Here is a 14,117-nt window from a genome sequence, read left to right on the forward strand (position 1 = left end):
CCGCGGAACCGGCTTACAGTTTGCCGTCAGCCGCCATCTGCATGTAGCTGGGGTTGAAGCGCAGCTTGATATTGCCTTTATTGCCGTACACACCGGCGGGGGTTTCGATACCGATAAACCCGGCATCCGGCGCACTGTCACCCAGCAGACCGTGAGCGAAAGAGAACTCTGCCACGCTCTGCATCGTCGTTTTCAGGTCTTTGCTGCGCGTGAAGCTGACCGCGTCGGCGGGCTTGTAAAACATCTGTGTGCTGGCGAGCTGGGCGTCATACCCGGCCAGATCCGTGCCGGATGCAGTTGCCATTGCGGTGCGCGCTGCCACTCCTTTCTCATCGGCAGCACTCATGGTTGCCATGATTTCATACCAGGCACCGGTCAGTGCCTTACCCAACGCAGGGTTTTGCTCAAGCACCTCGGTATTCACTACCAGCATGTCGATGATCTCGCCGGGGATTTGCGAAGAGTCGAACACTTTGTTGGCGCCGGGCATGCCCATAATTTCGCTGAGCAGCGGATTCCAGGTCACCACTGACGTGACGCCCGCCGTGGGATAGACCGCCACCATGTCAGCGTCGGAGGTATTTACCACGGTCACATCCGCCTCGCTCAGACCCACGCTGTCCAGCGCCCGAGCAAGCAGATAATGCGAGACGCTCAATTCCACCAGATTCACCTGCTGCCCCTTAATGGCCGCCAGTGAATCTTCCGCTTTGAGCACAATGCCGTCGTTGCCATTGGAGAAATCGCCCACGATCAACGCGGTGCTGTCGACGCCACCTGCAGCGGGAATCGTCAGCGCGTCCATATTGGTCATGGCGCAGGCGTCAAAAGCGCCAGTGGTGTATTGGTTAATCGATTCGATGTAATCGTTGATCTGCACCACATCAATTTCAATGCCGTATTTCTCGGCCCATTTATCGACGATCTTCTGTTCGTCGCCATAGCCCCATGGCATCCAGCCCACATAGATAGACCAGCAGACTTTAAAGCTGTCTGCGGCCAGACTGAAAGAAGAAAAGCTGAGTGTCAGTAACAGTGTCGCTAGTCGTTTCATCGCCTGCCTCCGGCATAGGTTACGCGGTAAATAGAGCACTCCTGGCAGTCTGCTGCCGATCGTCTCCCGGGCTTTTGTCCCGCCGTGTAACCTGTTCCAAAGCAGCGTTGACCGCGTTTCAGAAGAGGTCGAAAGCTCTCGGACCAGCCGTTGCAATAGCTGCAACCGGAACCCTAGCTTTCCATTGCCAAATTGTGATGCCTGAACGGCATGTCCTGCCTTACCAAGAGTGCGGACGCAAAGGCTGATACAGATTTCGTGCCAAAACCCCTGCAGCCTTTACAAACAACCGTTTACTGACCTTGCAGCATTTCGCCCACCGCCAAGACGCCCTCTAACAGGGCGGCACTGCCCCGCCACGCACAAAAATAAAGCAGGAAATACCACTAAAGCACAGCCTGCATCGCGCGCGACGCAATCCCTCCCCTTTCATGGCACGCGACATAAAAACGCCATCAAACTGTAAACATGCCTCCCTAGGATCACTCGCGGTAAGTCATTAAGCATTGCCCAATATTCATCCACTAAGGATGGCGCGCCAAGGCGCGTTAATGAGAAAAGTCCTTTCGAGACCAGGAGCTTCCACATGCGACTTAAAACCGCCTTATTGTCAGGGGTGCTGCCCTTAGCAATAGCTGCATACAGCCATGCAGAGATACTGCCCGCCAGCCAGACCAGTAACAGCTGGTTCAGCGACGGCAAAGCGCTGACTGAAAACAAAGCCGGCAACACGGCAAATAACAGCAGCGCCAAAAACGTGATTCTGTTTGTGGGTGACGGCATGGGTATCTCGACCCTCACCGCCGCTCGTATTTTGCAGGGCCAGCAAAACGGCCAGACTGGCGAAGAAAACTTTCTGAGTTTTGAAAGCTTCCCCTATAGCGCACTGGTGAAAACCTACAACGTGGATGCGCAGACCCCCGACTCAGCGGGCACGATGACGGCCATGATCAGCGGTGTTAAAACCGATGCCGGCGTTATCGGCGTGAGTGAAGCAGTTGAGCGCGGCGATTGCGAATCGGCCCAGCAGAACCCGCTGATTACCGCCATTGAGCTGGCCGAACTGAAAGGCATGGCAACTGGCATCATCTCTACCGCACGGATTACCCATGCCACCCCCGCTGCCGCCTACGCCAAATCCGCGGACCGCAACTGGGAAGACATCAGCGATATGCCCGCTGCGGCGATTGACGCAGGCTGCGAAGATATTGCCTCGCAGCTGATCAACTTCGAAAGCAATTTGGAAGCCCGCATCGACGGTGCCGACGTAGACGGCATTGACGTGGTCATGGGCGGCGGCCGTCGCCACTTTCTGCCCAAGGACGCCAGTGCCAACAGCCCCGATGCTCTCAGCAGTGTTGAAGGCGACCGCACAGATAGCCGCAATCTGGTGACCGAGTGGCAAAGCCAGTACAGCGATGGCGTTTATGTGTATGACGAGGACGGCTTCAATGCGGTCGATGCTGCCAGCACCAACCGCCTGTTCGGTCTGTTCAATGAGTCCCACATGCAGTACGAAGCTGACCGCGCCAATGATGTGGCCGGCGAGCCCTCACTGTCGGCCATGACCGGCAAGGCCATTGATATTCTGGCTAAAAACAACAACGGCTACATGATGGTGGTGGAATCCGGTCGCATCGACCACGGCCATCACGCAGGCAGTGCCTACAGCGCCCTGACCGATGCCATTGAATTTGCGAATGCGGTACAAACCGCCATCGACAACACCAACCCCGATGAAACACTGATTCTGGTCACTGCTGACCACAGCCATGTGTTCACCATCGCCGGCTATCCCAAACGCGGCAACCCGATTCTGGGTAAAGTCGTATCGGTCGGTAAAACCACCCCCGAACTGGCCGCCGATGGCATGCCCTACACCACGCTGGGCTATACCAATGGTCTGGGCTTCCGCGCACTGGGCAGCGAAACCGATAGCGACGCCAGTTACAGTGCTGGTCCGGATACTGGTCGCAAAGATCTGAGCAGTGTCGACACCACCAGCACCGGCTACCATCAAGAGGCACTGGTACCACTGGGCTCAGAAACCCACGCGGGTGAAGATATCAGCCTGCATGCCATGGGTCCCGGCGCCAGCAAGGTACAAGGGGTCATCGAACAGAACGTCGTCTTCCACGTGATTAATCAGGCGCTGGGTCTGATCGACGCCGAATAAGGAGAACCACCATGAACAAGTTTACACTCGCCCTTATGACTGCAGCGATCGTCGGCCTGACTGCCTGTGGTGACGATGGCAAGAATGGCCGCAATGGACTGGATGGCCAGGACGGACAAAATGGTCAAAACGGCCAGGATGGTCAAAATGGCCTGAACAGCCTGATTACCCAAACGGCGCTGGCCATGGGTGACAGTAACTGTCCCGGCGGCGGCACACGTATCGACAGTGGCCTGGACAGCAACGCCAACGGCGAGCTGGACAGCAGCGAAATCACCGCGACCAAGTACCTTTGTGACCCCCACACTCCGGACGAGTCCGTTGACCTGATGGCCAACACCCGCAACAACGCCTGGTTCCAGGCGGCGGCGACTCGTGTCAGCAACCCGGAAGCGCCGGTGCTGACCCGCGGCGCGGCCAAGAATGTGATTCTATTTGTCGGCGACGGCATGGGTATCTCGACGGTAACTGCCGCGCGCATTCTGGAAGGCCAGCTAAAAGGGAAACTGGGCGAAGAACATAATCTGAGTTTTGACCTGTTCCCCTTCTCAGGCCTGGCAAAAACCTACAACACTGATGCGCAGACGCCTGACTCCGCCGGCACCATGACGGCGATGATGAGCGGCGTTAAAACCGATGCCGGCGTCATTGGCGTCAGCGAAGCCATTGAGCGCGGCGACTGCAGCACCGTTGCCGGCAACGAACTGGTGACCGCACTGGAGCTGGCAGAAATCGCCGGCAAATCTACCGGCATTCTGTCTACTGCCCGCATCACGCACGCGACCCCGGCAGCGACCTATGCCAAATCGGCTGACCGCAACTGGGAAGACATCAGCGATATGCCGGCCGCTGCCGTCACTGCGGGCTGTGAGGATATCGCCTCGCAGCTGGTGAATTTCGAAAGCAATCTGGAAGCGCGCATCAGCGGCATCGATGTCGATGGCATCGACGTGGTGATGGGCGGCGGCCGCCGTCACTTCCTGCCGAAAGACGCCAGCGCCAACAGCCCCGATGCCCTCAGCAGTGTTGAAGGTGACCGCACAGATGGCCGCAACCTGGTTACCGAGTGGCAGACCCAGTACGCCGATGGCAAATATGTCTTTGATGAAACGGGCTTCCTTGCGATTGATCCGGAGAACACCACGCGCCTGTTTGGTTTGTTCAACGAGTCACACATGCAGTACGAAGCCGACCGCAATAATGATATTGCCGGCGAGCCTTCACTGCGCGACATGACGGCTAAAGCCATCCAGATTCTGGACAACAACCCGGAAGGCTTTTTCATGATGGTGGAATCTGGCCGCATCGACCACGCTCACCACGCTGGTAATGCCTACGGCGCGCTGACCGATGCCATTGAGCTGTCAGAGGCCGTTGCCAAGGCGGTGGAGCTGACCAATCCAGAGGAAACCCTGATTATCGTCACCGCTGACCACAGCCACGTGTTCACCATTGCGGGCTACCCCAAGCGCGGCAACCCGATTCTGGGCAAGGTCGTGTCTGTGGGTAAAACCTCACCGGAGCTGGCCGCCGATGGTATGCCGTACACCACATTGGGCTACACCAACGGTAACGGCTTCCGCGACCTGGGTGACGAAACAGACGCGGATGCCGGTTACGATCTGCCGATCAAGACCGGCCGTCAGGACCTGTTGTTTGTGGATACCGAGTCTCCCGGCTATCACCAGGAAGCGCTGGTACCGCTCGGCTCTGAAACCCATGCAGGTGAAGATGTGGGCGTCTATGCCAAGGGCCCTGGTGCATCACTGGTCAGCGGCACCAACGAGCAGAACCTGATCTTCCACGTGATGGACTATGCCGCCGATCTGGTCAACGCGGCAAACGCCAAGCAAGTGGCACCGTAACACCGCCGTTCAGCGGGCCGTTCGCGGCCCGCTTTTCTGTTTTTTTGGATATTGATACCGAGTTTCACCATGCCAATTCCTCATTTTTACACGCTGCTTCTCAGCCTGACCTTACTGGCCAACCCGGCCATTGCCGAGCGCTGTAACAGCGATGCGGCGATTGCCGCCCACTACCGCATTACCGAGAAGCAGGGCCCCCAGACCCGCCAGCGCGATCTGGTACTTTGGCGCCATGATGGTCGCATCGCCCATCAATACCCCCAGCGCGACATCACCGAGCTGTGGGAATACAACACGGCGGGACACCCCCGGCTGCTGCGCAGCTTCGACGCCTATCAGCGCAGCATTGAATATGCCCCCAATGAGATTCCCAATGCGGCCAGCGCCGACGACTGGTCGCGCAAACAGCAGTTGATCGCCAATTCACAGATTGCGGCTATGCAGCAGCAGGCAAGCCGCGGTGAGGGTTGCGAGCAACGCAGCGACTACACACTGGATGAAAACGGCGCCCACAGCGACTTGCAGTGGCTGCCCCAGCAACGCCTGATTGCCGAGCTGCACTACCAGCGCGGCAATTACGAAGAGCATTGGACACTGATGTCGGTCAATCGCGATGCCAAAGCCGTAGCGGCTTTCTTTGCCGAACGAGACGCCTTCCAGAGCACCGACTACAGCGATATTGGCGATAACGAGAGCGATCCCTTTTTGAGCAAAATGATCAATCTCGGTTTTATCTCCCACGGCGCTTCAGGCATCTACAACAGTCAGGGCCAGGATATCGGTCACGGCCATAATCATTGACGTCAGGGCACCAGACACTGGTGCCGCCACTGCCCGGCGCGATCGCGCTGATAGCGGTAACGCCGGTGCAGACCATCAGGGCTGGCGGACCAGTGCTCCAGCCAGTCGATCTGCAATCGAAGCCCCCGGGCATTGGGGCTGAAGGGAATATCGTCAGCGGTATGAGCGCGACGCAAGTCGGCAATGCCGGCCGCTAAATCGCCCTCGTCAGCCAGCTCGCTGCTTTGCGGCTGGCACTGCGCATAATAGTGATCCAGCCATTTGCTGCCGTCGGGCTTATGCTGCCAGTGACGGCGCATTTCGTCCTCTTCAAGCAACTGCCAAGCCCCACGCAGTCGGTACTGACGCATCTGCGACGGCCAGAACAACAGTAGCTCACTGTGACCACCGGTCATCAGCGCTCGCCACTTTGGCGAACTGTCGTTGATGAAGATAACCGGCCCACGCTCAGCCAGTTCACGCAACACCAATGTCCGTAGGCTAAGCTCGCCATTTTCAACCGTTGCCAACGTGCAGGTTTTGGCGGCGGCGTCCCCTTCCGTCATCGCCTGTTGATAGTGTTCACGCAATGCCTGCAAAGGCTTGTCGTGTTGAGCGATCATTGCCGTTCTCCCCGTCTTTTGGCGGGCAGTATGGCCCATCGTTGATTCCTCACCAAGGCGTCCGCTCCACAGATGCTTGACTTTTTCCCTCGACAATATACTGTACATTTATACAGTTATTTTGACGAAGCGTGTGTTATGTCGCAATCACCCAGCCTCAACGAGCTACTCACCCAGCAGCCACTCTGGCGTGCAGGCCGCGCGCCGCTGAACAGCGCGCGCGCGGGAGAAGGTATAGACAGTGGCTGGCCGACGCTGAATGAAGCCTTACACCATGGCGGCTGGCCTCGCAGTGGCTCCTGCGAATTACTGCACAGCGCCGTGGGTATTGGCGAGCTGAGCCTGGTACTACCGGCACTGAGCGCCCTCAGTCAACGCAAGGGCATTGCCTGGGTATCGCCGCCTTTCTTGCCCTATGCTCCCGGCTTGCACCAGCAAGGCCTGATACTGGAGCAGCAGTTTCTCTTGCAGGCACCGCCCGCGCAGCAGCTCTGGTGCACCGAAGAAGCACTGCGTAGCGGCGCCTTTGCCGCGGTACTCAGCTGGTCAAGGGATGATCTTCCCCACCGGCAGCTACGGCGCCTGCATCTCGCCGCTCGTGACGGACACTGTTGGCACCTGCACTTTCGGCCCGGCCATTGTGAACAACAGGCTTCGCCCGCCCCACTCCGGCTGCGCCTCACCGCTGAAACAGCCGCGCTGGGTGTCACCGTACTCAAACAACCCGGTGGCCATGCCGGGCAATCTCTCAGCCTGCCTCGCCCCACAGCGCTGCTGCACCGCCAGCGCCCGGCCCGGCAGTGGCCCGTATCTCTACCTCCGCGACGCCGACTGGCCTTGCATTCCACAGCGGGGCAGAGAGCAGAGAAAGCAACGTCTCCGGCACGAGCATCGGTCTGAGTATGCTGTATCTGTGTTTGCGTTTTCCCCAACTGGGGCTGGAAGCACTGGGCAATAGTGTCGACCGGGAGCAGCCCTCTGCACTGCTTGAAAACGGCCGACTGCGACTGTGCAACCGTATTGCAGAGCAACGGGGGCTCTCTCCCGGCATCAGCACCGGACAGGCGCAGGCACTGTGCCCGGAACTGCATTGTCATCCACGTGACGCCCTGCGTGAGCAGCACTACCTGCAGCGGCTGGCACTTTGGGCCTATCGCTTCAGCGACGATGTCTGCCTGAGTGGAGAAGACGCGCTAATCATCGAGATCAGCCGCTCGAGGCGCCTGTTTGGCTCCATACAACGCCTGCATCGGCGTCTCCTCGCGGCTTACCAGCGCCACAACATCACTGTGCAGGAAGGCCTTGGCCCGACTCCGCTCTGCGCAGAGTTACTCAGCTTGAAAGGCATTACCGTTGCCGCATTACTGGCCGATGACGGCAGCTTGCAGCGCCCTGCCATGAAGCGTCAGCTCGCCAGACTGCCCTGTCAGGTACTACCCACCTCCAGCAAGACCCACAAAGCCTTACACAGCATGGGGCTGCGACGCTTGGGCGAGGTATTGGCCCTGCCGCGTAAAACGCTGCTCAGTGGTTTTGAGCCAGCATTCTGCGATGCCATCGACCGACTGACCGGTCGCAGTGAGGATGTTCGCCCACGCTTCCTGCCCGGCGAGCGTTTTGTCGGAGAGCGCACACTGCACGGAGGCGTGCAACACAGCGAGCAGCTGCGCCCCGCCATCGACGAATTATTACAGGAACTGGCAATCTATCTCCGTCTTCGACAGACGCTGCCCCAGTCACTGAACTGGCGATTTCACTATCTGGACGGCCAGCATGAGGACTGGCAAACGCCGCTGTCACTGTCACATTTCGAGCGCCCGGCCCTGCTGGCACTGGTGATGCTGCAACTCGATGGGCGGCGACTGCCGGGAGCGGTCGAGTCTATTGAACTGCACTGCCATCAACTGACAGCACTGCAACCTCGTTGCGAGCAACTGTTCAGCGATGCCGAGCAGGAACAGCGAAACGCCCAACAAATGCTGTTCAACAAGCTCCGCTTGCGCGTGGGTGAACACGGCATTCGCCGCCTTCAACAGCGCGAAGACTGGTTGCCAGAGTACCAGGGTGTCGCTTGCCCACAGTCCGCCTATCGGCACAGTAAAATAGCGGCAACCGTTGCATTGCGCCCCGCCGTGCTATTGGCTGAGCTGCAGCCACTGCCCGTGCAGGAAGGGCTGCCCCTGTGGCAAGGGCGACTGGAGCTGCTCCAGGGGCCAGAGCGTATCGACAGCCACTGGTGGCAGCAGCGCCAGGCCCGTGACTACTACATTGCCCGCCACGAACAACAGGGCTTGTGCTGGGTCTTCAAAGATTGTCTCAGCCAGCAGTGGTACCTCCACGGCTTTTTTTCGTGAACAGCCATGCCTGCTCTGCTGAACTGTCAAAGCAATTTCAGCTTTCTATCCGCCGCCTCTCACCCGGAGGAACTGGTAATACAGGCGGATGAACTGGGCTATTCGGCGATCGCCTTGTGCGATGAACTGTCACTGGCGGGCATCGTCCGCGCCTGGCGAGCAGCAAGGGAGCGCTCTATTCGGTTGATCTGTGGCAGCCGGATAAGTCTTGATGACGGCATACAGCTGCTACTGTTGGCCCCAAATCGGCGGGGCTACAATCAGCTTTGTGCACTGATTAGCCACGCCCGCCTGAATAGTCCCAAAGGCGAATACCACTTGGACCGGCAGACACTCGCACGCTTCTGCAGAGACTGTCTGGCTATTTGGTTGCCAGCAATACCCGGCCATGACGAGGCCTCAGGGCACTTCTTACGCGAGTGCTTTGGCGAGCGACTCTGGCTGGGGATCAGCCTGGATTGCCACGCTCAACAGGAACTGCACTATCTGGCCAATTACGAGCTGGCAAAACGTCTTCACTTACCCATGGTCGCAGCCCCCCATATCCGTATGCACAGCCGTAAGCGCCATGCACTGCTGGATGTGCTGACCGCAACCCGCCTGCACTGCAGCGTCGACCAACTCGGACAGCAGCGCCCCAGCAACAGTGAACACCATATCAAGCCACTATCCCTGCTAAGCCGCGACTATCCCCCCGCATTGCTTGAGGAAAGCGACCACCTGGCCAAACGCTGTGAGTTCCGCCTTGATGAACTGCGTTACCAATACCCTACCGAGCTGGTGCCCCGCGGCCAGGCGGCCTGTGACTTTCTGCGCAGTCTGACGGAAGCGGGCGCCAAACAACGCTGGCCGTCGGGCGTTCCCGACACGGTACAGAATCAGCTGGAGCGCGAGCTATCCCTGATCGCCGAACTGAAGTATGAGCATTACTTCCTCACGGTATACGACATTGTTCAGTTCGCGCGAAGCCAGCAGATCCTCTGTCAGGGCCGCGGCTCAGCCGCCAACTCTGCGGTTTGTTACTGTCTGTATATTACCGAGGTGGATCCCAGTCGGGCGCAACTGCTGTTTGAACGCTTCATTTCCAAGGAGCGTAATGAACCCCCTGATATCGACGTAGACTTTGAGCACGAACGTCGAGAGGAGGTCATTCAGTACATTTACAGAAAATATGGCCGCAATCATGCCGCGCTGGCGGCAACGGTGATCAGCTACCGGCGACGCAGTGCTGTACGGGATGTCGGCCGCGCACTGGGATTTGATGAAGCGCTGATCAGCGCGCTTAGCCAGAACATGGCTTGGTGGGATGACAGCGCCAGCCTGCCCGAACGCTTGCGGGAAGTCGGCATCGACAGCAGTCAATCCCGAGGCCAATTGTTTGTCCAGCTTATTGAGGAAATTCTGGGCTTTCCCCGCCACCTTTCACAGCATGTAGGCGGCTTTGTCATCAGTCGCGCTCCTATCGCCACACTGGTGCCTCAAGAAAACGCCAGTATGCCGGACCGAACTGTAATCCAGTGGGATAAAGAAGACCTTGAGAGTCTGGGCATGATGAAAATCGATATCCTGGCCCTCGGCATGCTCAGCGCACTTCGACGCAGCCTCCACTATCTCAGTGAGCGCTTGGGCAAGCCTATGCAACTGATGGACATTCCCGCCAACGACGACGCCACGTTCGAGATGCTTTGCAACGCAGACAGTATTGGTGTCTTTCAGATCGAATCGCGCGCCCAAATGAGTATGCTGCCCCGACTGCAGCCGCGCAGCTTTTACGACTTGGTGATTCAGATTGCGATTGTCCGACCCGGCCCGATTCAGGGGGGCATGGTGCACCCCTTTTTACGACGTCGGCAGGGTATTGAAGAGGAGGTGTATGCCAATGCAGCCATCCAGTCGGTACTCGGGCGTACAATGGGCGTACCCATCTTCCAGGAACAAGTCATTCAGCTGGCAATGGTCGCCGCCGGATTCAGCGGCGGTGAGGCGGATGCACTTCGGCGGGCCATGGCCAGCTGGGGGCGCAACGGCCACTTGGAACGTTTTAAGCAAAAACTGATTTCCGGCATGCTGGAGCGAGGTTATGAGGAGGAGTTTGCCGAACGGCTGTTCAGCCAAATGAAGGGGTTTGGCGCCTATGGCTTTCCGGAATCACACTCTGCCAGCTTTGCCTTGCTCGCCTATGCCTCCGCCTGGATAAAACGCCACCACCCCGCGGCATTCTTTTGCGGCTTGCTCAACAGCCAGCCGATGGGGTTCTATTCACCATCTCAGCTCTGCCAGGATGCCCAACGCCACGGCGTCGAACTACTCCCGCCGTGCATTAATCACAGCCACTGGGAGCATAAGATTGATTACCAGACCAAGCAGCCGCGACTGCGCCTTGGGCTGTGTTTAGTCAAAGGGCTGAGCGAATCCCTTGTCAGCCAACTGGTCAGCTGTCGGCAGCAAGACGGCCCGTTTCAGAGTATTGGCAACTGCCTCGACAGGCTGACACAACAAATCCATTACGGTGAGCAACTTGAACAAGCCCTGAAGCGACTGGCCGCCAGTGACAGCTTCCACAGCCTGGAAAAAAATCGTTACCAAAGCTATTGGCAGATTCAGCAGTACCGCCCCAGTGCGGTTCTTAAGGGCAATAGCGCACACCGGCTGGACCTTGCAGAACCCTCGGAAGTAGCGCATGTTGAACAGGACTATCGGCATACCGGCTTGAGCCTTCGACGCCACCCCATCGCCTTATTGCGGGAGCAGCAGCTTTTGGGTAATTGCTTGAGCGCAGAGCAAATTAAAGGCAGTGCCGATCGGCGCTGGGTCAGTCTCGTCGGATTGGTCACCTGTCGCCAACGGCCGGGCAGTGCGTCAGGCACACTCTTCATCACCCTCGAAGATGAAACCGGCAACAGCAATATTATTGTCTGGCCAGACCTGCAGCAGCGCTACCGCCGCGAGATATTGCAAAGTCGCCTACTGAAAGTGAGCGGAACAGTTCAAAAGAGTGAATGCAAGAGCGGAACGGGTGTGATCCATATTCTTGCTCAATACTTGCAGGACTACAGCACACTACTAGATATTCGCGCCAATTCTCATGATTTCCATTAGCCACCCTGTCGTAGGTACTATCCCGAGTTAATGCGGTTTTCGATTATCGATAGGCTCAAAAGGCTAGGATTGCAGGCGTGACAACAACGACATCAAGACGCGGAGCATCATGACGAAACCGAGCGCTGTTTCAGATTTGCTCAATAGAACTCGCGCAATTGTGGAGACAATTGTGGACGGAGTCATCACCATTGATCAACATGGATTGATCGATACGGTGAACCCTGCCACAGAAAAAATATTTGGCTACAGCAGTGAAGAGATGATTGGGCAAAATGTCAGCATGCTAATGCCCAATCCTTATCGCCGTGAGCACGACGGGTACATCAACAACTATCTGTCGACAGGAAACAAAAAAATTATCGGAATTGGCCGGGAGGTTCGTGGGCAGCGCAAAGATGGAACGCTGTTCCCGCTGGAGCTGGCAATCAGTGAAATGTTCATTAATGGCCAGCGGATGTTCACCGGCATCGTTCGCGATATTTCCGAACGAAAGGAAACCGAAGAAAAGCTTCGCGAAGCAGAGCATCGCGTCCACGAACAACGTGTGAAAGACGAGTTCATCGCCACTGTCAGCCACGAGCTGCGCACACCGCTGACCTCTATTAAAGCCTCTCTGGAAATTCTGAAATCCAATGCCTGTGACGGTGTAGAAGGTCAGGCTGACGCTCTAATTGAAATCGCGCACAAGAACAGCGAACGCCTGTTGCTGCTGATCAATGACATTCTTGATATCTCAAAAATTGAATCCGAAAAAATGGGCTATCGCATGACGTCCATTCCCTTACAGGAATTCCTTGAGTCAGCCATTCGTGACAACAAAAGCTACGGCGAAAAATACCAAGTTGAATTCACACTCGGCGAAGTGCCCGACGGCATCGAGATTTATGCTGACCCAGACCGCATGATGCAAGTCATGAGCAACCTCATGTCCAATGCCGCGAAATTTTCTCCGCCAAAATCCAAAGTAGAGATCTACGCGCTGCGAGACGGCAATCGAACACGCATCTGTATTAAAGACTACGGCTACGGCATTCCACAGGAATTCCACGCCCGGATATTCGATAAGTTCACACAAGCCGACAGTTCTGACCGACGCCAAATGAGCGGTACCGGCTTAGGCCTTAATATCTCCAAGGGCATTGTAGAGCAGCATAACGGCAAGCTTAGCTTTACCTCACATCAAGACAAAGGTAGCGAATTCTTTATCGACCTATTTGATCACTCACAGGGAGAAAACTATGAGTGAGCTCAAAAAGGTGCTGTATATTGAAGATGAACCCGATATTCGGGCGGTAGCTGAAATCGCGCTGCAACAGATCGGCGGTTTAGTCTTGAAATGTTGTGCCAGCGGCCCCGAGGGGCTCGAATCCATCAGCGATTTCGATCCCCAACTGATTCTTCTCGACGTGATGATGCCAGGCATGGATGGGCCAACCGTATTGGCGCACATCAGGGAGAACACAGACTACCAGCATATTCCCGTCGTGTTTATTACAGCCAAGGTCCAAGCTGCAGAAGTCGAAGACTTGATGAAGCTCGGTGCCTTCGCCGTTATCAGCAAGCCCTTTTCTCCCATGGAGATTGCCGGGCAGCTCCGGGACATCTGGAAGGACTTCTGTCGTGCCTGAGCCGCCAACCACCGATGTTAAAGCCGAACTCAAAAAGTTACAGGATAGCTATATCGAAAAGCTCCCTACGCTCGGCAAGCAAATTCAAACGTCCTGGCAGCAATATCAGCAAACACCGGACAAAAAAGGTCTGGATAACCTCTATCGGCAAATACACGCCATTGCGGGAACATCTGCTGTATTGGCGATTACAGGGGTCAGTGATATTGCGCTACGCATGGAGCAACTGCTCTGCCGTCGATGTACGCCCGACAGGCTCAACCCAGAAGAACATGCAAGCCTGAACGGCTCACTCGAACATTTCTTTGCACTCATAGAAGAAGAGCGTTTTGAGGTCGGCAGCATTTTCCACTAGCTACTACACATAGCCTTCTCTGTGAACGGCTGTCCCCAGATTGCGCATAACCGCAGCGAGTGCTATGGCCATGACCATAGGTCAGAGCCTGGCGGAAGCCACTTCCAGAGCCCCATAAAAAACCCGAGGCTCAACTGAACCTCGGGTTTTTAATTAAAGCCTGGCGATGACCTACTCTCA

Annotated in this window: 11 protein-coding genes and 1 riboswitch; of the genes, 9 read left to right on the forward strand and 2 right to left on the reverse strand. The window is 56.8% G+C overall.

Features of this window, described 5'->3' with window-relative positions:
- Positions 1-13: 13 nt before the first annotated feature.
- Positions 14-1,054, reverse strand: coding sequence for a putative urea ABC transporter substrate-binding protein (locus tag G411_RS0114780; RefSeq protein WP_022959995.1), 1,041 nt, complete (start codon positions 1,052-1,054; stop codon positions 14-16).
- A gap of 61 nt (positions 1,055-1,115) precedes the next feature.
- A riboswitch (guanidine-I (ykkC/yxkD leader) is annotated at positions 1,116-1,242 on the reverse strand.
- A 398-nt stretch (positions 1,243-1,640) separates the two neighbouring features.
- Here G411_RS0114780 and G411_RS0114785 point away from each other — a divergent pair.
- From G411_RS0114785 to G411_RS0114795, 3 genes are all read left to right on the forward strand, one after another.
- Positions 1,641-3,230 (forward strand): alkaline phosphatase, encoded by a 1,590-nt coding sequence (locus tag G411_RS0114785; protein ID WP_022959996.1) that lies wholly within the window; start codon positions 1,641-1,643, stop codon positions 3,228-3,230.
- Between the two features lie 11 nt (positions 3,231-3,241).
- Positions 3,242-5,095, forward strand: a complete 1,854-nt coding sequence (locus tag G411_RS0114790) for an alkaline phosphatase family protein (RefSeq protein WP_022959997.1) — start codon at positions 3,242-3,244, stop codon at positions 5,093-5,095.
- A 69-nt stretch (positions 5,096-5,164) separates the two neighbouring features.
- Positions 5,165-5,896 (forward strand): hypothetical protein, encoded by a 732-nt coding sequence (locus G411_RS0114795; RefSeq protein WP_022959998.1) that lies wholly within the window; start codon positions 5,165-5,167, stop codon positions 5,894-5,896.
- Positions 5,897-5,898: 2 nt separating this feature from the next.
- On the opposite strand, the gene G411_RS0114800 is transcribed toward G411_RS0114795, so the two are convergent.
- On the reverse strand, positions 5,899-6,498 hold the full coding sequence (locus tag G411_RS0114800) for a pyridoxine 5'-phosphate oxidase C-terminal domain-containing protein (protein WP_022959999.1): 600 nt from the start codon (positions 6,496-6,498) through the stop codon (positions 5,899-5,901).
- A 138-nt stretch (positions 6,499-6,636) separates the two neighbouring features.
- Between G411_RS0114800 and imuA the strand changes: the two genes are divergently transcribed.
- From imuA to G411_RS0114830, 6 genes are all read left to right on the forward strand, one after another.
- On the forward strand, positions 6,637-7,398 hold the full coding sequence (gene imuA / locus G411_RS20680) for a translesion DNA synthesis-associated protein ImuA (RefSeq protein ID WP_022960000.1): 762 nt from the start codon (positions 6,637-6,639) through the stop codon (positions 7,396-7,398).
- Positions 7,399-7,400: 2 nt separating this feature from the next.
- Complete coding sequence (locus G411_RS0114810) at positions 7,401-8,852, forward strand: Y-family DNA polymerase (protein WP_022960001.1); 1,452 nt, start codon at positions 7,401-7,403, stop codon at positions 8,850-8,852.
- Between the two features lie 6 nt (positions 8,853-8,858).
- Positions 8,859-11,951 (forward strand): error-prone DNA polymerase, encoded by a 3,093-nt coding sequence (locus tag G411_RS0114815; protein ID WP_022960002.1) that lies wholly within the window; start codon positions 8,859-8,861, stop codon positions 11,949-11,951.
- Positions 11,952-12,060: 109 nt separating this feature from the next.
- On the forward strand, positions 12,061-13,200 hold the full coding sequence (locus tag G411_RS0114820) for a sensor histidine kinase (protein WP_084495576.1): 1,140 nt from the start codon (positions 12,061-12,063) through the stop codon (positions 13,198-13,200).
- On the forward strand, positions 13,193-13,582 hold the full coding sequence (locus G411_RS0114825) for a response regulator (protein WP_028968481.1): 390 nt from the start codon (positions 13,193-13,195) through the stop codon (positions 13,580-13,582). Before G411_RS0114820 ends, G411_RS0114825 begins: the two co-directional genes overlap by 8 nt.
- Complete coding sequence (locus G411_RS0114830) at positions 13,575-13,937, forward strand: Hpt domain-containing protein (RefSeq protein ID WP_022960003.1); 363 nt, start codon at positions 13,575-13,577, stop codon at positions 13,935-13,937. Before G411_RS0114825 ends, G411_RS0114830 begins: the two co-directional genes overlap by 8 nt.
- Positions 13,938-14,117: the final 180 nt, after the last annotated feature.

Source organism: Spongiibacter tropicus DSM 19543, from assembly GCF_000420325.1.
Taxonomy (GTDB): domain Bacteria; phylum Pseudomonadota; class Gammaproteobacteria; order Pseudomonadales; family Spongiibacteraceae; genus Spongiibacter; species Spongiibacter tropicus.

Bases quoted from the DNA above. Each gene is read 5' to 3' on its own strand.
- G411_RS0114780 (WP_022959995.1), bottom strand. From the start codon at position 1,054: ATGAAACGACTAGCGACACTGTTACTGACACTCAGCTTTTCTTCTTTC.
- G411_RS0114785 (WP_022959996.1), top strand. From the start codon at position 1,641: ATGCGACTTAAAACCGCCTTATTGTCAGGGGTGCTGCCCTTAGCAATA.
- G411_RS0114790 (WP_022959997.1), top strand. From the start codon at position 3,242: ATGAACAAGTTTACACTCGCCCTTATGACTGCAGCGATCGTCGGCCTG.
- G411_RS0114795 (WP_022959998.1), top strand. From the start codon at position 5,165: ATGCCAATTCCTCATTTTTACACGCTGCTTCTCAGCCTGACCTTACTG.
- G411_RS0114800 (WP_022959999.1), bottom strand. From the start codon at position 6,498: ATGATCGCTCAACACGACAAGCCTTTGCAGGCATTGCGTGAACACTAT.
- imuA (WP_022960000.1), top strand. From the start codon at position 6,637: ATGTCGCAATCACCCAGCCTCAACGAGCTACTCACCCAGCAGCCACTC.
- G411_RS0114810 (WP_022960001.1), top strand. From the start codon at position 7,401: ATGCTGTATCTGTGTTTGCGTTTTCCCCAACTGGGGCTGGAAGCACTG.
- G411_RS0114815 (WP_022960002.1), top strand. From the start codon at position 8,859: ATGCCTGCTCTGCTGAACTGTCAAAGCAATTTCAGCTTTCTATCCGCC.
- G411_RS0114820 (WP_084495576.1), top strand. From the start codon at position 12,061: ATGACGAAACCGAGCGCTGTTTCAGATTTGCTCAATAGAACTCGCGCA.
- G411_RS0114825 (WP_028968481.1), top strand. From the start codon at position 13,193: ATGAGTGAGCTCAAAAAGGTGCTGTATATTGAAGATGAACCCGATATT.